Raw genomic sequence first — 19311 nt, forward strand, 5'->3', positions numbered from 1 at the left:
AAGATTCAGGCTCACCAACCATCCCCTGTGGAAGCAGAGGTGGATGCGAACCCCAGGTCCACCGCCAGTCCCCTGTGGGAGCAAGCTTGCTCGCGATGGCGGTGGACCATTCAACCCAGCATCCGTGGCGAGGGAACTTGCTCCCGCTGGCCTGCGCAGCAGGCCCCAGCATGCTTGCAGGCGGACCGCGTTGGTTGGCTTTACGACTGCTGCGCAGCCGAGCGGGAGCAAGCTCCCTCGCCACAGGGGAATGGGTCGGCTTGCGACTGGGGGTCAGATCTTGAAGCTGTCCACCAGTTGTTTCAGTCGATTGGCCTGCTGGGACAAGGCATCGCAATCCTTCAGGGTTTCATTGAGGTTGGCCACGCTTTGCTGGTTCAGCAGGTTGATGTGGCTGACGTCCATGTTGAGGGTTTCGACCACGGCGGTCTGTTCTTCGGTCGCCGCGGCCACCGACTGGTTCATGCCGTCGATCTCACCGATGCGCTGCGTCACGCTGACCAGGCGCAGGCCGGCCTGGTTGGCCACTTCCACGCTTTCTTCGCTGGAGGTCTGGCTGGCGTTCATCGTGGTCACCGCTTCACGGGAGCCGACTTGCAGCGAGGTGATCATCTTGTGGATTTCTTCCGCCGACTCCTGGGTGCGGTGCGCCAGGTTGCGCACTTCATCGGCCACCACCGCAAACCCGCGGCCGGCTTCACCGGCACGGGCCGCTTCGATGGCCGCGTTCAGGGCCAGCAAGTTGGTTTGCTGGGAGATGCCTTTGATCACGTCCAGGATATGGCCGATGTTGTCGGTGCTGGCGTTCAGGGTTTCGATCTGGGTGCACGAGAGGCTGATCTTCTGCGACAACTCGGTCATGGCCTGGATGGTTTTTTCCACCACCTGGCGACCGTCATCGGCCTGTTCGCTGGCACCGCTGGCCTGTTGCGAGGCATCGGCGGCATTACGAGCGATTTCCTGGGTCGCGGCGCCCAACTGATTGATGGCCGCGGCCACACTGTTGGTGCGGGCGCTTTGTTCATCTGAGCCGACGAGCGAAGCGTTGGACGAGGTCATCACCCGCTGCGACAGGTCATGCACTTGGCGGGTGGCGGAAGACACTTCCGAGATCGACGCGTGAATCCGCTCTACGAACTGGTTGAACGAACCGCCCAACACGGCGAATTCGTCCTTGCCCTGTACGACCAGGCGCCGGGTCAGGTCACCTTCGCCCTGGGCGATGTCCTGCATGGCGCGGCCCATGGTGGTCAATGGACGCATCAACACCTGGATCAGCATGCTCAGCAGCAAGGCAATGGCCGCCACCGCGACGAACATCGCAATCAGCGCAGACGTACGGAACTGGCTCAGCGGCGCGTAGGCTTTTGCCTTGTCGATCGACAGACCGATGTACCACTCGGCGTTCGGCAGGCCGGTAACCGGGGTGAACGAAAGAATACGATCCTGCCCGTTCAGCTCAACCTCCTGGATCCCCTTGCCAATGCGCACCGGGGTGCCGGGGTAGATGTCCTTGAGGTTCTTCATCACGTGGTCTTTATCCGGGCTGACGATCACCTGACCGTCGCCGCTGACCAGAAACGCATGGCCGATACCACCGAAGTCCACGGAGTTGATGATTTTCACCAGGGTTTCCAGGCTCAGGTCGCCGCCCACCACGCCGAGCAGTTCGCCGTTGTGCTTCACCGGCAGGGCAACGGTCACCACCAGGCCACCCACCGCCGCGAGGTAAGGCGGAGTCAGCATGGTTTTATCGGCGGTCACCGCCTGTTTGTACCAGGGGCGCTGACGCGGGTCGTAGCCGTCAGGCATTTTGGCGTCAGGGCGTTGGGTGAAGACACCGTTGGCCTGGCCCACATAAGTGAACTGGAAGTTCGACGTCAGCGCCGGCTGATCGACCAGCCCCGGCAGATCGGCAGCTGCACCCTGATGCGCGATGTTTTGCGCCAGGTTTTCCAACACCAGTATCCGCCCACTCATCCAGTTCTGGATGCTGCTGGCCGTCAGGTCGCCGGATTGCTCGATGGACGACTCAAGGCTGCTGCCAATGGTGTTGCGCTGTAAATAATCGTTGTAGAGCGTGAACAGGGCAAAAGCCAGGACCACTACACCAGAGGCGGCCAGAAGGATTTTGTGGCTGAACTTTAGATTCATCGATGGGCTTCTTATGCAAAGAGTGGGGTTGCATTCCAGTTGCAATATTTTCATGTAAAAACAGGAGCAGGCTTTTTGCCATGCTCCAGTTTGGTGCACGCTTATCACTCTGTCGGCAAGGGCTTGGAAAAAATGAGGGGTTACAGGGAATTGGCCGACAGGGGGTAGAAGTACGGGCGCGGGAACCTTCAGTGGGCGGTGAACGGTGGTTGCAAATTCCCCGGGTGATGATGACAATGCGACCTATTATCATTTGTAACATCCAGGCCGTCGCGTCCATGTCATCTCCCGAGTTTGCAGTACAGGCGCTCTACAGCCAGCATCACGGCTGGCTCAATACGTGGCTGCGCACCCGGCTGGGCAATGCCGCTGATGCGGCGGACCTGGCCCAGGACACCTTCATGCGCCTGTTGCAGCGTAGCGAACGCCTGGAGCTTCGGGCCCCACGCGCCTTTTTGCGCACCATTGCCCAAGGCCTGGTGATCGACCATTGGCGGCGAGCGGAAATCGAACACGCCTACCTCCAAACCATAGCTCACCTGCCAGAAGCCGAAACCCCGGGGGCCGAAGCCCAGGCGTTGATCCTCGAACTGCTCGAAGCCATTGCCAGAATGCTCGAAGGCCTCAAGCCGAAAGTGCGCCGGGCCTTTCTGTTAGCCCAGTGCGAAGGCCTGACGTACAAGCAGATTGCCGAGCAGATGGGCATCTCGTTGCGCTCGGTGGAGCGCTACGTCGCCGATGCGTTGTATCACTGCTATGTATTGCGCTATGAAAGTTGAGTCGGTGGAACACTTGCAGAGCCGCCGCAACGGCCCGTCGCAACAGGTGGTCAGGCAGGCGATCAACTGGCTGCTGCGCCTGCGCAACCACACCACCCACCCCACACTGCGCCAACAGTGCGACACCTGGCGCGCCGCCCACCCTGAACACGAACTGGCCTGGCAACGGGTGCAATCGCTGCACAGCGAATTGACCTCGAACCTGCGGGCCGTGCCCGGTGCCCACATCGCCCTGGACACCCTGGAAAACAGTGCCCAGCGCCTCAGTCGTCGCCAGGCCCTGAAGTTGCTCTCGGGCGTTGCCGTGGTGGGCGGCGCGGCATGGCTGGGCAAGGACCTGGGCTGGCAGGCGTGGAATGCCGATTTCGCCACCGCCACCGGTGAACGTCGGGGGTTCCAGTTGCCGGACGGCACGCGGCTCGAGCTCAATACCCACAGCGCGGCCGACTTGGACTTCAGTCCCCGGCAGCGCCTGATTACCCTGGCCCGCGGCGAAATCATGGTCACCTGTGGCCGCGACCCGGGGCGGCCGCTGCTGGTGAAAAGCAGGCATGGTCTGTTCGAGGGGCTGGAGGGGCGCTTCGTCGTGCGCCAGCACAGCGACTGCACGCGCTTGAGCGTCACCAGCGGCCGAGTCGTCATCCGTTCGCACCCCAACAGCGATGGCTCGCCCATCCAGGTCGAGGCCGGGCAAAGCTACCTGGTCAGCTCATCGACAGCGACCCTGGCGCCGCCCCTGGACATGGACGCAGGCGCCTGGGCCGACGGCTTGATCGTCACCCGCAACATGCGCCTGGAAGATTTCCTCAATGAAGTAGGCCGCTACCGCCCGGGCTATCTGCACTGCGCGGCGTCGATTGCCGACCTGCGCTTGTCGGGGGTGTTCCGCTTGGAGGACACCGACAAATTGCTCGCCGTCCTGCCCCGCACGCTCCCGGTCCAGCTGCGCTATCGAACCCGTTGGTGGATCACGGTGGAACGCCTGGCTTGATTTTTTTTGGCGGGTTTCAGGCCGGCGTCCGGCTAGGACAGTAAGCAACCCTTATCTGCCTTCAGCGACTCCAACGGAACCTACAATGACTGAGCGCGTACTTCTCAAGAACCCCTTCGGCTTCTCTTCGCAACCAGGCCTGTTACGCCAGGCGATTCATGCCGCGCTGTTCTCCACGGCGCTGGGGGTCAGCGTCGCGCCGATGCTCGCGGTGGCCGCGCAAAACGTCGTGACCGCCAGCCGGCAGAGCTACAACATCCCCCCCGGTCCATTGAGCGATGTGCTGAACCAGTTCGCCCGCCAGGCCGGGATCACCCTGGCCAGCACGCCGGCGCAAACCGGCGGCGTCCAGTCCCCGGGGCTCAAGGGTGAGTATTCGCCCGACCAGGCCCTGAACCAGTTGCTCAGCGGGTCGGGAATGGTCGCCGTCAGCCAGGATGGCAGCAGCTACGTGCTGCACACCGAGACCGCTGGCAGCACGCTGGAATTACCGACCACCGACATCAAGGGCTTCGCCCTGGGTAACGCCTTGGGCAGCATGGAAGGCTACAACGCCACCCACAGCCAGGTCGCCACCAAGACCAGTACCGCCCTGCGCGAAACCTCCCAGAGCGTGTCGGTGGTGACCCGCGAACAAATGGACGACCAGGGCGCGCAGACCGTGTCCCAGGCCATGCGCTACACCCCCGGCGTGCTGACCAACCCCTACGGCGCCACCCACCGCTACGACTACGTGGCGATGCGCGGTTTCAACGACGGCTCGGTGGATAACATCTACCTCGACGGCCTCAAGTCCATGGGCGACAGCGGCACCTACAGCTCCATGCAGGTCGATCCGTATTTCCTGGAGCGGGTCGATATCCTCAAGGGCCCGTCCTCGGTGCTCTACGGTCGCAGCTCGCCCGGCGGCCTGGTGGCGCTAACCAGCAAGAAGCCGCTGTACGAGGCCTATCATCAGATCCAGGCCACGGTCGGTACCCAAGGCCAACGCGGCATGGGCTTCGACTTCAGCGGCCCGGTGGATGACGACAAACGCATCACCTATCGCCTGATCGGCCTGGCGGACAGCTCCGACACCCAGTTCGACCACAACAAGGAAAAGCGCTTCGCCCTCGCGCCCACGGTGAACATCGACCTCAGCGAAGACACCTCGCTGACGCTCCAGGCCTACCTGCAGCATGACCCCGACGGCGGCTACCACGGCGGCATGCCGGCCGCCGGCACCTTGCACCAGCGCAACGGCCGACGAATTTCCGAGCACTTTTTCGAAGGCGAGCCTGGCGTCGACGGTTATGAACGCGACCAGCAGTCGTTCGGCTACCAGTTCGAACACCGTTTCAACGACGTCTTCACCGCCCGGCAGAACTTCCGTTACCTGGACTCCAAGGTCAGCAACGATCAGGTCTATGCCTATGACTGGACCACACCCACCAGCAACGAGCTGAACCGCTACTACACCGGCGCCGAGGAAAAGCTCCATTCCTTCATCGTCGACAACATGCTGCAAGCCGAATTCTTCACCGGCGCGACCAAGCACACCGTCCTGATGGGCGCCGACTACCAGCGGCGCAAAACCGTGGTCGACTGGACCAGCGGCAGCCTGGCGCCGATCAACGCCTTCGACCCGGTCTATGGCAACTCGGCTATCACTGGTCGCTATGACACAAGCTACCTGCGACGCCTGGAGCAGACCGGCGTCTACCTGCAAGACCTGATCGAAATGGACAAGTGGCGTTTCTCCCTCGGCCTGCGCCAGGACTGGGTGCAAACCTCGGATGAAAACCGCATCGCCGAATTCGGTCGCCCGCAAGGCACCGAGATCAACGACAAACGCACCAAGCTCACCGGCCGTGCCGGCGCGCTGTACCTGTTCGATAACGGGCTGGCGCCGTACATCAGCTACTCCGAGTCGTTCAACCCGAACTCCTATGCCGACAGCGCCGGCAACCCGCTGCCGCCTACCGATGGCAAGCAATGGGAGCTGGGCCTGAAGTACCAGCCACCGGGCACGGATGATTTGTACACCGCCTCGCTGTTCCGCATCGACCAGGAAAACCTGGCGACCAAGCTGCCCCAGGAAAACTTCTACCGCGCCGTCGGTGCCGTGCGCTCCCAAGGCTTGGAACTGGAAGCCCACCTGCAGTTGACCGAACAATTCAAAGTGCTGGGCAGCTACACCTTCACCGACATCGAATATTCGAAATCGATGGTCAGCACTCTCAGCACGCCCACCGACATCATCGAAAACAAGGGCAACTCACCGACCCAGGCCCCACGCCACATGGCCTCGGTCTGGGCTGACTACAAGTTCGACAGCGGCGCCCTCGACGGCCTGCGCCTGGGCGGCGGCGTGCGTTATGTCGGCTACAGTTGGGCCGATGCGGAGAACTCCATGAAAGTGCCCTCCTACACGTTGTTCGATGCTTCGGTGGGGTATGACCTGGGCAAGGTCGGCTTGAAGGGCGTGGACGTGCGCCTGAACGCGAACAACCTGACGAACGAAACCTACGTCGCCTCGTGCGCCAGCCTGAGCTATTGCTACATGGGTGAAGAGCGCAATGTGGCGGCGACGGTGAGTTACCAGTTCTGACCTGTCCCTGTCATTGACTCATTCTCTGTGGCGAGGGAGCTTGCTCCCTCGCCACAAGTTTCGCGTTTCACTGCTAGAACCTGTATCGATCAAACCCGCAGTGCATCCCCTTCCTCCCGCACCACACTCTCTTCCCGCACAAACCGATTCGCCCGCCTGAACGTGCCAAAATCATTGAACCGCACGCCCATTTCCCGCATCACCTCATGGGCCACCGGCACCGTCAGTTGGCGAATGTAGAACGGCTCCTTCACCACGAAATGATGAATGCCGTGGCTGCTGCCGAAGTTGAAGCAGAACGCCTGCAACGGCCACAACCACCACGGGTTAAGCACCTGGGTTTGCTGGATGACGTTGCCCGGCTCGATGTCGCCGTAGTAATGCATGTTCGAGCTGACGAAATGCAGGCAAAAGGTGCGCAACACGTTCGGCCCGATGATCACCACCGCCGCGATGTCGATCACCTGCATCGTCGCCAGCGTGGTGGCCGACCAGTCAATTGAAGTCCCCAGCAGACTGGCAACACCATTGGCCCCGTGGAAACCTAGGAACACATACCAGGCGCCCCAGTGCAACAACGCCAGGGGGAAATAAACCTTCAGCGTACGCTTGAGAATGCTGCGCTTGTGCGCCCAGGTCTTGGCCCGTAGCAGGCGGATGAAGGCCGACATCACGTTATCACCGACCATCAGCAAGCGCGCCAGCCCCCAGGGTTCGCCGTTGGTGATGGCCCGCTCCTCCATGTCGGCCTCGCTGCCAGACACCTTGTGATGGTTGAGGTGCAGGTGACGGCGGATCCACGGGTTGATTGTGCTCGGCCGCGCCAGCCAGACCAAACCCATCATCAGGTTGTGGGGCAAGCGTTGCTTACGGAAGTACATGCTGTGGATCAGGTCGTGCTCCAGCTCATGGGTCAGCGACGCGAAAAACGCGTTGAGCAACAGGCACGCCCACCCGGCCAGGTCACCGTTGATGTAGAGCAGCGCCGAACCGATCATCCCGGCCAGGGCAAACGCCAGGATGCCCGCGCCTAACGCATCCTGGTGGCGCAGGATCGGATAACGCTGGCGCAACTCCTCGCCCCGGGCCAAGACCACCTGGCGAATATGGGCCGCTCGTTGCTGTGCATTCAATCGCTCGGGGCTTGCGCAAGTGCCGTGCATGGCTTACATCCTCTGTTAGAGATGTGCTCATCCTGCCGGGCGTTGCCCCATAGGGTGGTAGCCGTATACGCCAACCTGTTGACCACAAGCGCCAATCGTCATGACGGAACCGACTTCCCTCGCCAGCTGGACCCGCGCCCTGCGCAAACAGCTCGATGCGCTGGGCCTGGACAGCCATGCCCTGTGCGTCGAGGCCGGCCTCGACCCGCAATGGATGGACGACCCGAACGCCCGCTACCCGCTCTCGGCCACCACACGCCTGTGGGCATTGGCCGTGCAGGCCAGCGGCGACCCGGCCATCGGCCTGCGGGTGTCGCGCTTTGTCAGCCCCACCACGTTTCACGCACTGGGTTATGCGCTGGTGGCCAGCGGCAGCCTGCGGGAAGTGTTCGAGCGGATCGTGCGTTATCACCCGGTGGTCAGCGATGCACTGACCCTGCAATTGAGCCGTGGCGAAGACCGCTACCGCTTCAGCCTCGATGTACCGGCAGGACGCCCAGCCCCGGCCTTCGAAGCGATTGATGCCTTCGCGGCGATTTACGTGCGCACCTGCCGCAACCGCCTTGGCCGTGATTACGCCCCCCTCGCGGTGTACCTACGCCGCCCGGAGCCGGCGGACCCCAGCCCCTGGCACAAGGTGTTCCGCTCGCCGATGCATTTCGGCGCCGCCCAGGATTGCCTGGAGTTCAATCTCGCCGATTTCGACAGCCACCTGGACGACGCCAACCCGGAACTGGCCGAACACAACGAAACCGTGCTCGAACGCACCCTCGCCCAGCTCAAGCCGCTGACCTGGGAGCGCAAGGTCCGCGCCGCCATCGAGGCCCAACTGCCCGAAGGCGAGCCCAGCGCCGAACGCATCGCCCAGGCCATGCACCTGAGCCTGCGCAGCCTGCAACGGCACCTGGCCGACGAAGGCTGCCGCTTCGACGCACTGCTCAACGAATGTCGGGAAAACCTCGCGCTGCTGCACCTGCGCGATCCCCAATGTTCGCTCAGCGAAGTCAGCTACCTGCTGGGCTTCGCCGATGCCAGCAGCTTCAGCCGCGCCTTCAAGCGCTGGACCGGGATGACGCCGGGGCAGTTTCGGGATGGGTTGCGCTAGGGATTTGCGGTGCCTGGGCTGGCCCTATCGCGAGCAAGCTCGCTCCCACAGATTTCAGGTCGTGGTCAGGGCCCGCAACCGCTCGATGTCGAGGATTTCGATCTCGCCATAACTGAGATGAAGGATGCCCTGGGCCTGCAGGTCCTTGAGGATCTGGTTGGTGGTCTGGCGTGACAGCGAGAGCATCAGCGCCAGTTGTTCCTGGGGCAGTTGCAAGACCCGTCGGGTCGGTTCGATCTCGCCGTAGCCTTCGGCGATCATCAGCAGGCGGTGGGCCAGGCGGGCCGGGGCGGGCATCAGGCTCAGGTGTTCGAGGTTAATGAACGTCAGGCGCAGCTTGTGGCTCATCAACAAGGCAAGATGCCGCCAGTAGATCGGTTGCGCTTGCAGGAAGGCCAGCAACGGCGCCTGGGGCACGTGTAGCAGCGCACATTGACCCACCACGACCGCATCATGGGTCCGCGGCTGGCCATCGAACAGGCAGATTTCACCGAACCAGTGGGGCGCTTCCACCACGCTCAGCAACGCCTCCTTGCCCTGTTCGTTCACCGCACCGACGCGCACAGCGCCTTCCAGTACGGCATACAACCCGCAGGGTGGATCGCCGCGCTGGAACAGCCGATGGCCCGGCGGCAGACGGCGCACCCGTGACATGTCCAGCAGACTATTCTGTAACTCATCAGGCAGATGGCTGTACCAGTGGCCGGCCATCAGATGTGAGTGCCAGGGATGCGAATTCATGGAAACTCCGGGACAAGTGTCGGCTAACTGACAGAACGCCGTGGGGTACCCGGGCATCATGCAGGTATCACCTCAGGAGGAACAACAATGAAAAACCTCGTCGATCACCTCAGTCAATACGCTGCCTATCACCGCGACCCGCGCAACATCGCCAGTCATTTCATCGGGATTCCGCTGATCTTCGTCGCCGTCGCCGTGCTGCTGTCACGGCCCGGCTGGCCCGTGGGCGCGGTGCTGGTGTCGCCGGCGCTGCTGGTGGCGGTGGCCAGTGCCTGGTTCTACCTGCGCCTGGAGTTGCGCCTGGGCGTGCTGATGACGGTGCTGCTGGGCCTGGCGGTATGGCTGGGCCAGGTGCTCGCCGCACAAAGCACCTGGGTGTGGCTGGGCAGTGGTCTGGGGATGTTCGTGGTGGGCTGGGTGATTCAGTTCGTCGGCCACTATTACGAAGGCCGCAAGCCGGCGTTCGTCGACGACCTCACCGGGCTGATTGTCGGGCCGTTGTTTGTGGTGGTGGAAGCGGGCTTCCTGCTGGGGCTTCGCGGCGAATTGAAGCGGGCCATCGAAGAGCGCGCCGGGCCGGTGGCGTTGCGCAACCAGCGTTCGGCGGCCTGAAACAACGCAATGCCCCCGCCTGCCCCCTTATAGGAGCGAACCTGTGGGAGCAAGGCTTGCCCGCGATGGCATCGCCTCGGTCGATCCGCTACACCGAGGTGTTTGCATCGCGGGCAAGCCTTGCTCCCACAAGCTCGCCCCCACAAGAGTTAGGCCTTGCCGCTCAAGTTACAGCGCACCGAACTCGACCCGGATGGTCAACGCGCCGGTGTTATCTTTCAAGCCAGACCCGTATTGCCCGGTCAGGTCATCGTTGATGCACAGTTGCAGCTCCCCTTGCTGGTCGCCCGGAACCTGCGCCAGATCACCCACCAGGAACGGCTTGCCACCATTGCCCACGCGACCGATCAAGGCGCCTTCGGCAGCACCGGGCAAGGCATAGCTGCTGTAGTCGATGTGCCGCGAACCACCCTTTCCATCGACATTGCCGCCCTGCGGACTGGCACACCATCGCCCACTGACGTAGCGAACCAGGCGTGGTACCAACCCGTTGACCTGCACGCCAGTGCCCTGCCAGGCGATGGTGGATTGGACCTGCATCGTCACGGCCCGAAGGTCATTGGCCAGTGTATCCCCGGCCTGGAATGACAACGCGGCGATTGTCAGGCTCGGGTTCGAGGTGCCGGTGCTGGGGAACACGCCGTCACCCACCAGGAACAGATTCTTGTGGTCCCAGCTGCGCTGGTACTTGTCCACCACAGACTTGGTGGGGTCATCGCCCATGCGATAAGTCCCCATCAGGTGGCCAGCTCCTTGGAAGCTGTAGGGCACCTTGTCGTACGTAAAACATCCAGGTCCGATGATGTCCGTCAACTCCTGGGCGCCGAGCAGGTCCTTGATGATGTGCGTGGCCAATATTTTCGCCTGCTGGAAACCCTTCTTGGTGTACTCGGACAGGTTGTAGTGGATTTCTGGCCGGGGGATGCCGAGCCGGTCCGTGTATTCGCGCGAGGGCACGATGTAGCAATCCGCGTGGTCGGGATCGTCCTCGACCTGCTCAACCAGGAAACCGATCCGGAACTGGCGGGTGAAGACGTCGTTGAGCTTTTGCACCAACGCCGTTCCGGATAGCAATTTATTGCTCGGGTTGGCGCCGCCAATGTTCTTACCGTCGATGAAGTCGGCCACCGTGGTGTAGGGGTCACCGGCCGGCCAGTTCCAACCTTCGTTGCCAATCTCGATACGCCACGCCGCACGATCGCTGCGAAAGGCGCCATCGCGCAGACTTTCGATGCCGGCCGTCGACAGTGGTCCCCGGTAGGGAAAAATCGCCTTGCCCTCGGGCATTAACCCCCAGGCCAGGTAAATGGGATGGTCAGCCAGGCTACGCCCCACTTGCCCGCTGCTGTTGGCGACGCCGGAGTGCAGCAGCAGTTTCGGTGTTTCGATGGCATGGGCCGCGATCACATAACGTTGCCCTATTGCCACACCGGTTCCAGTGACAGGCCCGTCTTCCAATTGATATTGCTTGAACTCGATGCCATTGATGTTGCTGTCAGTGCCAACGGTTACTTTGCTGGCCACGGTTCGATAAAGCACTCGGACCTTGCCAGTGCCCAACGCTTTGTTCATGGTCACGGTGGCGTCGTACTTGGCCTGGATCGGGCAGATCGGCGTGCAGTTGGTATTGCCGGCGCATACCCGGCGACCGGCATAAGGTTGGGAGTTACGCCCGGCCGGCGTCGGGCTGACCACCAGCGGCAAGCTATCGAACGTCTGCCCCGTGACAGCCGTGACAAAGCTGCCATCGACCAGCGACAAGGGAATGCTGCGCATCGGGAACGCATACCCCTCGGGAAAGGTCATGCCCAGATAGGCCTGGTCGGCGACGTTGGCCGACACGCCGATTTCCGCTTCCGCCCGGCAGTAGGCGCTTTGCAGATCGTCATAATCAATTGGCCAGTCAACCCCGACGCCATACTTGGACCTCAGGCGAAAATCGTTCGGGACCATGCGCAGGCAGGTTCCGACCCAATGCCATGTCGTGCCGCCACCCACCCGTTCGTAAGTGCTCGTAAAGGGCAGCGGGCCTTTTTGGACCAAGTAGCTGACCGCCGGGTTGTTCCAGTTGCCATTGAGCAGATCGGCGATGGTCGCGCGCGGAGCGTTCAGCTCTGCCGGCCCCTTGAGGTGCGGGTCTAGCGTCGTGCTTGGGGGATAAGGGGACTCAGGGGTTTTCAGCGTCGCGGTATAGAAACGCTCCAGGTACTGGGCACGATTGACCGGTATCTCCGGCCCCGATTCGAGTACCAGCACATCGATCCCGGCCATGCCCAACTGATAGGCAATGATGCTACCGGCCAAACCCGCGCCAACGATCACCACTTCGGCTTGTTCGGTACTCATGACAACGCTCCTTGCTGTCCGTTGGCGGATACGCCGGTCAAATCTTCAAGACTGGGAGGCGTGCTGTTCCAATAACCAAAAAACGATTCGCTGTAGCCCATCGGGTGGGCCTGGGCGATCTTCCAGGCCCAGCTGTAGATGTAGGCCTGATCGGAGACCACCGCCGAATCGCCCTTCTTGAAAGGCGCCATATCCAACGGTTGATACCAGACACCCAGCAACCACAGTTTCATGATCGAGCGCGCAGCCAGCACGGTGTCCGGAATCGTCGGTTGCATGTTGAACTTCAGTATCTGCTGGGCGATCTGGTCGGGCGGTACCTGGTCAGCCACCAGCGTGGCGTATTGAGTCAACAGCGTGTTGAGCACCGCGGAAGGGATTCGCGCAGTGACGTAATCGAGAAAAATCGGCGGCAAACCGACCGGGTCGATCTGCGGTGCCAAACGATCCGCCGAAATACCAATCAGGGCCGACGACAGGCCCACGAAATTATCCAGATTGCTGCTCATTGCTTGGCTCCTTGTCCACTGGTGGACTGTGCGCGTTCGAGCAAATAGGTGAAATCCGCGAAGCTGGTGCGCGGTGATTCGGTGACATGGGTCGCCGCATTGCCGTGACACGCCATGCAACTGGAGGACGCCTGGGGCACGGTGCCCTGGATGTAGGTTTCCAGCGTGGCGTTGGCGAGGAACGAGGGGGCGGGACTGCCCAACGGGTTAGCGGCCGATACCTGACAGTTCTTGGGCGGATCTGACGGCCACTGGGTACTGATCAGTTGATAGTTCGCCCAGACACTCTTCGGGTTCACCGTACGCAACAGCGCTTGATAGGTGGTATTGAGGTTTTTGGTGGCGTCGGTCAGCGGCACTTCCCGCACGATCTGTGAAGGTGTCGCCTTGACTGCCGGGTTCCATGGCCGAGGCGGCGGCTGGTTTATGTCGCTTTTGCTCGCCGCGTTGTAGAACAGATAAGGCCCCGTGCGCTGGGCCACAGGCGTGGTTTTTTCCGGCACGTTTTTCACATGCTCGAAGGTTGACCAGACCCATTGCGCCGCGCTGGCGGTCTTATGGACCATGTGCAAGCCCACCAACCCGACGGGCTCGGACACGCATGACTCCGCAACGATTGGCCCATGGCTCGGGTCGTTGTTGCCCGGGGTGTAGACCAGCGCATCGACAGTATGGAAATCCTGGCGGTTGTCGTTGGGGCCCAGGACTTTCCACGACGCCTTCACCATCACCGCGCCGACCTGTTGGGTCTTGGTGGAACCACAACTGAACGCCACGGTGTTGTTCGGATTGGCGGCGAAGAATTTCTGCTGGCCTTCGATGCTGTACAGGCCGTTGTCGACGATCCCGTTGAACATCGATTGGTTGACCACGATTTCATTGCGCGTGTAGATACCGTTCTGGTCCACCAGCGGGCCGCTCTCGAAGGGTTGGATAAACTCATCCAGCACATCGGGCACCTTGCCCATTTGCTGCAAGAGGCGACCGGGCTTGAGCGACTTGCACGCTTCAGGAAGAGTCGCCGGTGCGTTCCAGGGCAACGGCGTCTGGCCCTTGGCCCGGAAAATCTGGTAGCTCTCTTTCCAGCTTTCCCACACGGTGGCGCCGTCCTGCTTACCGATGGGGGTGCCGGTATTTGGATCACCGTTATCCAGCGCCGGCCAGCTCAGGGCAATGAACGTCTGCCATGACAGTTCATCGAAATCGCGCTGAAGGCTGACCAGAGTGGGATGTTCGCCGGTAACCGTGACATCGAAAGGTATCTGTGGCGACAACGAGGGGGTGGCGCTGACGGATGGGCTCAATAAAACGCTTATCAAGGCACAGCCAAACGGGCCGTGCCGACTGACTTCCATTCTCATGCTTTATCTCCTTGGCATCAGGGCGCCAGGAGATAACACCGGTCCGTCATTGGACTCTTACTGCCTCCTGGCAAGTCAGAGTCTAGGTAGGGTTTGAGACGGGAAAAGGTGTTGAAGTAGAACCAATCGAAGCAAGGTCGGGCGGTGTTATTCGGATTCGGGTCGGGGTGTCAGTGAGGGCGCCATCGCGAGCAAGCTCGCTCCCACAGTGGATTGGGGTTGAACCGCAGAGGTTGTGGCAGACACAGATCCACTTGTGGGAGCGGGCTTGCTCGCGAAAGCAGTGGACCAGATTGCATCGATGGTGAACGTATCTACGCCTTCGCGAGCAAGCCCGCTCCCACAGTTTTGGGGGTTGCCGACAGACTTGTGATCAACCCATTTCCCCTGTGGGAGCGAGCTTGCTCGCGATGCTTTTGATCTTAAAGGTTTGAGACTTTCTGCCAGACCTTCGGCTTGAAGAACAGCGTCTCGCCCTTCGCCAGGCCCACCAGGCTGTCATGGTCCTTCACCACTTCCGCCTCGATCAGCTCGCTCTGGCCTTCCACCTTCAGGGTCACCCGAGTGGTGGCGCCGAGCGGGCGAATGTCGCGTACTTCGGCGGCGTGGTGGTCTTCCAGCTCCGAGCGCGATAGCGACACTTCGTGAGGGCGGAACAGCACATGCCGGTCCTCACCCAAGTGCAGGCGGTTCGAGTCACCGAGGAAGTGGTACACAAAATCGCTGGCCGGGTTTTCGTAGACATCTCCCGGCGAGCCGATCTGCTCGATCACGCCCTTGTTCATCACCACGATCCGGTCGGCGACTTCCATGGCCTCCTCCTGGTCGTGGGTCACGAACACCGAGGTCAGGTTGATGTCCTCGTGCAGCCGCGCCAGCCAGCGGCGCAGTTCCTTGCGGACCTTGGCGTCGAGGGCACCGAAGGGTTCATCCAGCAGCAGTACCTTGGGCTCCACCGCCAAGGCGCGGGCCAGGGCGATACGCTGGCGCTGGCCGCCGGACAGTTGCTCCGGGTAGCGGTCGGCGAGCCAATCCAGTTGCACCATGTTCAGCAGTTCGTGGACCTTGGTCGCGATCTGGCTTTCGTTCGGACGCTGATTCTTCGGCTTCATGCGCAAGCCAAAGGCGACGTTGTCGAACACCGTCATGTGGCGGAACAAGGCATAGTGCTGGAACACGAAACCGACGTTGCGATCCCGCACGTCGTGGCCGGACACATCCTCGCCGTGGAACACGATGCTGCCCTGGTCCGGGGTTTCGAGGCCGGCGATGATCCGCAGCAAGGTGGTCTTGCCACAACCCGACGGGCCGAGCAGCGCCACCAGCTCGCCGCTCTGGATGTCCAGGCTGATCTCGTCCAGGGCCCTGAAGGCGTTGAAATTCTTGCTGACGTTACGAACTTCGATCGACATGACTTATTCCTCCGCGGCGCTGGCGCGCAGGCGGTTGATTCGGTTTTCGCTCCACTGCTTGAGCAGCAGGATGAAGAGCGCCAGGATCAGCAACAGGCTCGCCACAGCGAACGCGGCCACGTGGTTGTATTCGTTGTAGAGGATCTCGACGTGCAGCGGCAGGGTGTTGGTCACCCCGCGAATGTGCCCGGACACCACCGACACCGCGCCAAACTCGCCCATGGCCCGGGCGGTACACAGCACCACGCCATAGATCAGGCCCCACTTGATGTTCGGCACGGTGACATGCCAGAACATCTGCCAGCCATTGGCGCCCAGCAGGCGCGCGGCCTCTTCTTCCTGGGTGCCTTGTTCCTGCATCAGCGGGATCAGCTCACGGGCCACGAACGGCACGGTGACGAAGATCGTCGCCAGGACGATACCCGGCAGCGCGAACACGATCTGGATGTCGTGATCCGACAGCCACGGCCCGAACAGGCCCTGGGCGCCAAACATCAGCACGTAGACCAGGCCCGCGATCACCGGCGACACCGAGAACGGCAGGTCGATCAGCGTCACCAGCATGCTCTTGCCACGGAATGAATATTTGCTCACGCACCACGCGGCACTGACACCGAATACCAGGTTCAGCGGTACCGAGATCAGCACTGCAATCACCGTGAGCTTCAACGCCGACAGCGCATCGGGTTCGAAGATCGCGGTGAAGAACGCCCCCAGCCCAAGCTTCAGGCCCTGGGACACCACGATGAACAGCGGCAACAGCAAAAACAGCGCAAAAATCAGCCAGCCGAGGCCGATCAACACGCGCCGCGACGTCGCACTGCCGCGACGGGCGGCGTTGGTGGAGGCTGCGGAAATAGACGATTGGGACATGTTCGCGCCTCCTTATGGGGTTTCGATGCGCCGCTGCAGCAGGTTGATCAGCAGCAACAGGACGAAGGAAACCACCAGCATCAGCACGCCGATGGAGGTGGCGCCGGTGTAATCGTATTGGTCGAGCTTGACCATGATCAGCAGCGGCAGGATCTCGGTTTTCATCGGCATGTTGCCGGCGATGAAAATCACCGAACCGTACTCGCCCACGCCACGGGCAAAGGCCAGGGCGAAGCCGGTCAACCAGGCCGGCAACAACGCCGGCACGAGGATGTGGCGGAATACCTGCCACGGCTTGGCACCGAGGCAGGCGGCCGCCTCTTCGACTTCACGGGGAATATCGGCCAGCACCGGCTGCACCGTGCGCACCACGAACGGCAGCGTCACGAAGGTCAGCGCCAGGGTGATGCCCAACGGCGTGTAGGCGATCTTGAAACCCAGGTCAGTGGCGAACTGGCCAACCAGACCGGTCGGCGCGTACAACGCTGTCAGGGCAATACCGGCCACGGCGGTGGGCAGGGCGAACGGCAGGTCGATCATCGCGTCGATGATCTTGCGGCCGGGGAAGGTGTAGCGCACCAGCACCCAGGCCAGCAGCGTACCGATCACGCCGTTGATGATCGCGGCGTACAGCGCGGTGCCGAAACTGAGCTTCAAGGCCGCCAGCACCCGCGGCGCCGAGATGATCGCCCAGAACTGTTCCCAGGTGAGTTGGGCGGCATGCACGAACATCGCCGCCAGGGGTATGAGCACAATCAGGCTGAGGTACACCAGGGTGTAGCCCAGCGTCAGCCCGAAGCCGGGTATGACGGGGGATATGCGACGCGACATAAAGGTCCTTGGTTAAAAACACTAAACATGGAAGCAAGACTGTGTGGGAGCAAGGCTTGCCCGCGATAGAGGCGACTCGGTTTCTGAACGACCGCATCGCATCCATCGCGGGCAAGCCTTGCTCCCACAAAATCCCCTCACCACAAATTCGGTGTCCGGCTTTAGCTTTGCAACTGTAATCAGCTTATTCAGGCGTGTTTCAGCTTACTGTGCCTGATAGATCTGGTCGAACACGCCGCCATCATTAAAGAACTTCGGTTGCGCGTTTTTCCAGCCACCGAAGTCCTTGTCAATGGTCACCAGCTCCACCTTCGGAAATTGCCGGGCGTACTTGGCGGCCACGTCCTTGTCACGCGGGCGATAGTAGTTTTTCGCGGCGATTTCCTGGCCGGCCGGACTGTACAGGTGCTTGAGGTATGCCTCGGCGATCTCGGCATTGCCCTTTTTCTCGGCGTTCTTGTCCACCACCGCCACCGGCGGCTCGGCGAGGATCGACAGCGACGGCACGACGATGTCGAACTTATCGGCGCCACCGTCTTCTTTGAGCGCCAGGAAGGCTTCGTTTTCCCAGGCCAGCAATACGTCGCCCTGACCGTTGTTGACGAAGGTAATGGTCGAGCCACGGGCACCGGTGTCGAGGATCGGCACGTGCTTGAACAACGCCTGCACGTATTCCTTGGCCTTGGCCTCGTCCCCCCCGTTGGCCTTCAGGCCGTAGGCCCAGGCAGCGAGGAAGTTCCAGCGCGCACCGCCGGAGGTCTTCGGGTTCGGGGTGATGACCGACACGTCATTCTTGATCAGATCGCCCCAGTCCTTGATGCCCTTGGGATTGCCCTTGCGCACCAGGAACACGATGGTGGACGTGTAAGGCGTGCTCGCGTCCGGCAGGCGTGTTTGCCAGTCCGCTGGCAGCGACTTGCCCAGCTTGGCGATTTCATCGATGTCGCCGGCCAGGGCCAAGGTCACCACGTCGGCCCGCAGACCATCGATCACCGCACGGCCTTGCTTGCCCGAACCACCGTGGGACTGCTGGATCTTCACGCTGTCGTCCGGGTGCGCTTTCTTCCAGAAGCTGACGAATTCGGCGTTGTAATCCTGGTAAAGCTCGCGCGTCGGGTCGTAGGACACGTTGAGCAGCTCGTAATCCTTGGCGACGGCGGAACCTGCAAAAACAGCACTGGCCAGCGCGGCCAGGGCATAACGACGAATGGACGACATGGTGAAAGCTCCTGGAATTCTGGTTTTCTTATGGCTTCTGAAAATTCGTTTGGCTTGTTGAAAAAGATCGCAGCCTTCGACAGCACCTACATCAAGCCCCCCTGTAGGAGCTGCCGAAGGCTGCGATCTCCTGTTTTTCAAGACGGCTTATGACTGGGTTGTTGCAGCCGGAATTTTTCCTTGCGCTCGATCTGGACCACCTGGGCGTTGTGCACGGTGATTTCCACTGCCCCAAAGCGCAGATCGCGCAACGCGCTCTGGATCTCGCGCAAGATGGTTGCTTCGTCCTGGCCGTCAACGCTACGTAGAGATGCGCTCATGCTGCTGCTCCTTTGAATGAATGCCTGGCAGTGGGCGGCACTGCTTGCGGCGTGGGAGCAATACTAGATAAGCGCAGATATTCTTAAAAAGACTATTTAAGAATTTTTATATAACCAAAATCACGGAACGTAGCCGACGTCCTACGGCAGAGGTAATTGGGGGGCTTTTTCCCTGCCAAACCCTCGGATATTTCCTTCAAGACGCAGGGCTGTTCATGAACTAGGCAGCGTTCCCGAGCGCCGCTAACCTCTGTGCGTCATCGCAAAAAACGGTGACACGGACGTGCAAGTCCGGACTGGTACGTA

General features: G+C 61.4%; 16 protein-coding genes. 5 read left to right on the forward strand and 11 right to left on the reverse strand.

Annotation, left to right across the window (positions count from 1 at the left end; genetic code table 11):
- Positions 1–273 precede the first annotated feature (273 nt).
- Positions 274–2154, reverse strand: a complete 1881-nt coding sequence (locus AB4N80_RS04185; protein WP_122566727.1) for a methyl-accepting chemotaxis protein — start codon at positions 2152–2154, stop codon at positions 274–276.
- Between the two features lie 278 nt (positions 2155–2432).
- On the opposite strand from AB4N80_RS04185, the gene AB4N80_RS04190 reads away from it, so the two are divergent.
- The 3 genes from AB4N80_RS04190 to AB4N80_RS04200 all read left to right on the forward strand — a co-directional run bounded on the left by AB4N80_RS04190 (position 2433) and on the right by AB4N80_RS04200 (position 6514).
- Positions 2433–2933, forward strand: coding sequence for a sigma-70 family RNA polymerase sigma factor (locus AB4N80_RS04190; protein ID WP_122566728.1), 501 nt, complete (start codon positions 2433–2435; stop codon positions 2931–2933).
- Positions 2923–3924, forward strand: a complete 1002-nt coding sequence (locus AB4N80_RS04195; protein WP_122566729.1) for a FecR domain-containing protein — start codon at positions 2923–2925, stop codon at positions 3922–3924. Before AB4N80_RS04190 ends, AB4N80_RS04195 begins: the two co-directional genes overlap by 11 nt.
- 85 nt (positions 3925–4009) lie before the next feature.
- The gene (locus AB4N80_RS04200; protein ID WP_122566730.1) at positions 4010–6514 is read left to right on the forward strand and encodes a TonB-dependent siderophore receptor; all 2505 of its coding nucleotides are present in this window, start codon (positions 4010–4012) and stop codon (positions 6512–6514) included.
- An 89-nt stretch (positions 6515–6603) separates the two neighbouring features.
- On the opposite strand, the gene AB4N80_RS04205 is transcribed toward AB4N80_RS04200, so the two are convergent.
- Positions 6604–7677, reverse strand: a complete 1074-nt coding sequence (locus AB4N80_RS04205) for a fatty acid desaturase (RefSeq protein ID WP_122566731.1) — start codon at positions 7675–7677, stop codon at positions 6604–6606.
- Between the two features lie 100 nt (positions 7678–7777).
- Between AB4N80_RS04205 and AB4N80_RS04210 the strand changes: the two genes are divergently transcribed.
- Complete coding sequence (locus AB4N80_RS04210; protein ID WP_122566732.1) at positions 7778–8782, forward strand: AraC family transcriptional regulator; 1005 nt, start codon at positions 7778–7780, stop codon at positions 8780–8782.
- Positions 8783–8836: 54 nt separating this feature from the next.
- Here the strand turns inward: AB4N80_RS04210 and AB4N80_RS04215 are convergent, their stop codons facing one another.
- Complete coding sequence (locus AB4N80_RS04215) at positions 8837–9523, reverse strand: Crp/Fnr family transcriptional regulator (RefSeq protein WP_122566733.1); 687 nt, start codon at positions 9521–9523, stop codon at positions 8837–8839.
- An 87-nt stretch (positions 9524–9610) separates the two neighbouring features.
- On the opposite strand from AB4N80_RS04215, the gene AB4N80_RS04220 reads away from it, so the two are divergent.
- Positions 9611–10135 (forward strand): Mpo1-like protein, encoded by a 525-nt coding sequence (locus AB4N80_RS04220; protein ID WP_122566734.1) that lies wholly within the window; start codon positions 9611–9613, stop codon positions 10133–10135.
- A 168-nt stretch (positions 10136–10303) separates the two neighbouring features.
- Here the strand turns inward: AB4N80_RS04220 and AB4N80_RS04225 are convergent, their stop codons facing one another.
- The 8 genes from AB4N80_RS04225 to oscA all read right to left on the reverse strand — a co-directional run bounded on the left by AB4N80_RS04225 (position 10304) and on the right by oscA (position 19005).
- The gene (locus AB4N80_RS04225) at positions 10304–12481 is read right to left on the reverse strand and encodes a GMC family oxidoreductase (RefSeq protein ID WP_122566735.1); all 2178 of its coding nucleotides are present in this window, start codon (positions 12479–12481) and stop codon (positions 10304–10306) included.
- Entirely contained in the window at positions 12478–12990 is a 513-nt protein-coding gene (locus AB4N80_RS04230; RefSeq protein ID WP_122566736.1) for a sorbitol dehydrogenase, read from the reverse strand. The genes AB4N80_RS04225 and AB4N80_RS04230 overlap by 4 nt, the downstream gene beginning before the upstream one ends.
- Positions 12987–14351, reverse strand: coding sequence for a cytochrome C (locus AB4N80_RS04235; protein WP_122566737.1), 1365 nt, complete (start codon positions 14349–14351; stop codon positions 12987–12989). Before AB4N80_RS04235 ends, AB4N80_RS04230 begins: the two co-directional genes overlap by 4 nt.
- Before the next feature lie 422 nt (positions 14352–14773).
- Positions 14774–15763 carry a sulfate/molybdate ABC transporter ATP-binding protein gene (locus AB4N80_RS04240; RefSeq protein WP_092204966.1) on the reverse strand — a complete coding sequence of 330 codons (990 nt, stop codon included), beginning with the start codon at positions 15761–15763 and terminating at the stop codon, positions 14774–14776.
- Between the two features lie 3 nt (positions 15764–15766).
- Entirely contained in the window at positions 15767–16636 is an 870-nt protein-coding gene (cysW, locus tag AB4N80_RS04245) for a sulfate ABC transporter permease subunit CysW (RefSeq protein ID WP_024618577.1), read from the reverse strand.
- A 12-nt stretch (positions 16637–16648) separates the two neighbouring features.
- On the reverse strand, positions 16649–17467 hold the full coding sequence (gene cysT, locus AB4N80_RS04250) for a sulfate ABC transporter permease subunit CysT (RefSeq protein WP_013692011.1): 819 nt from the start codon (positions 17465–17467) through the stop codon (positions 16649–16651).
- A 204-nt stretch (positions 17468–17671) separates the two neighbouring features.
- Positions 17672–18685 (reverse strand): sulfate ABC transporter substrate-binding protein, encoded by a 1014-nt coding sequence (locus tag AB4N80_RS04255; RefSeq protein WP_305469113.1) that lies wholly within the window; start codon positions 18683–18685, stop codon positions 17672–17674.
- A 137-nt stretch (positions 18686–18822) separates the two neighbouring features.
- Entirely contained in the window at positions 18823–19005 is a 183-nt protein-coding gene (gene oscA / locus AB4N80_RS04260) for a sulfur starvation response protein OscA (RefSeq protein WP_003186967.1), read from the reverse strand.
- Positions 19006–19311: the final 306 nt, after the last annotated feature.

The organism is Pseudomonas sp. H3_A02 (genome assembly GCF_054671965.1).

Coding starts and splice junctions, on each gene's coding strand:
- AB4N80_RS04185 (WP_122566727.1), bottom strand. CDS start 2,154: ATGAATCTAAAGTTCAGCCACAAAATCCTTCTGGCCGCCTCTGGTGTA.
- AB4N80_RS04190 (WP_122566728.1), top strand. CDS start 2,433: ATGTCATCTCCCGAGTTTGCAGTACAGGCGCTCTACAGCCAGCATCAC.
- AB4N80_RS04195 (WP_122566729.1), top strand. CDS start 2,923: ATGAAAGTTGAGTCGGTGGAACACTTGCAGAGCCGCCGCAACGGCCCG.
- AB4N80_RS04200 (WP_122566730.1), top strand. CDS start 4,010: ATGACTGAGCGCGTACTTCTCAAGAACCCCTTCGGCTTCTCTTCGCAA.
- AB4N80_RS04205 (WP_122566731.1), bottom strand. CDS start 7,677: ATGCACGGCACTTGCGCAAGCCCCGAGCGATTGAATGCACAGCAACGA.
- AB4N80_RS04210 (WP_122566732.1), top strand. CDS start 7,778: ATGACGGAACCGACTTCCCTCGCCAGCTGGACCCGCGCCCTGCGCAAA.
- AB4N80_RS04215 (WP_122566733.1), bottom strand. CDS start 9,523: ATGAATTCGCATCCCTGGCACTCACATCTGATGGCCGGCCACTGGTAC.
- AB4N80_RS04220 (WP_122566734.1), top strand. CDS start 9,611: ATGAAAAACCTCGTCGATCACCTCAGTCAATACGCTGCCTATCACCGC.
- AB4N80_RS04225 (WP_122566735.1), bottom strand. CDS start 12,481: ATGAGTACCGAACAAGCCGAAGTGGTGATCGTTGGCGCGGGTTTGGCC.
- AB4N80_RS04230 (WP_122566736.1), bottom strand. CDS start 12,990: ATGAGCAGCAATCTGGATAATTTCGTGGGCCTGTCGTCGGCCCTGATT.
- AB4N80_RS04235 (WP_122566737.1), bottom strand. CDS start 14,351: ATGAGAATGGAAGTCAGTCGGCACGGCCCGTTTGGCTGTGCCTTGATA.
- AB4N80_RS04240 (WP_092204966.1), bottom strand. CDS start 15,763: ATGTCGATCGAAGTTCGTAACGTCAGCAAGAATTTCAACGCCTTCAGG.
- cysW (WP_024618577.1), bottom strand. CDS start 16,636: ATGTCCCAATCGTCTATTTCCGCAGCCTCCACCAACGCCGCCCGTCGC.
- cysT (WP_013692011.1), bottom strand. CDS start 17,467: ATGTCGCGTCGCATATCCCCCGTCATACCCGGCTTCGGGCTGACGCTG.
- AB4N80_RS04255 (WP_305469113.1), bottom strand. CDS start 18,685: ATGTCGTCCATTCGTCGTTATGCCCTGGCCGCGCTGGCCAGTGCTGTT.
- oscA (WP_003186967.1), bottom strand. CDS start 19,005: ATGAGCGCATCTCTACGTAGCGTTGACGGCCAGGACGAAGCAACCATC.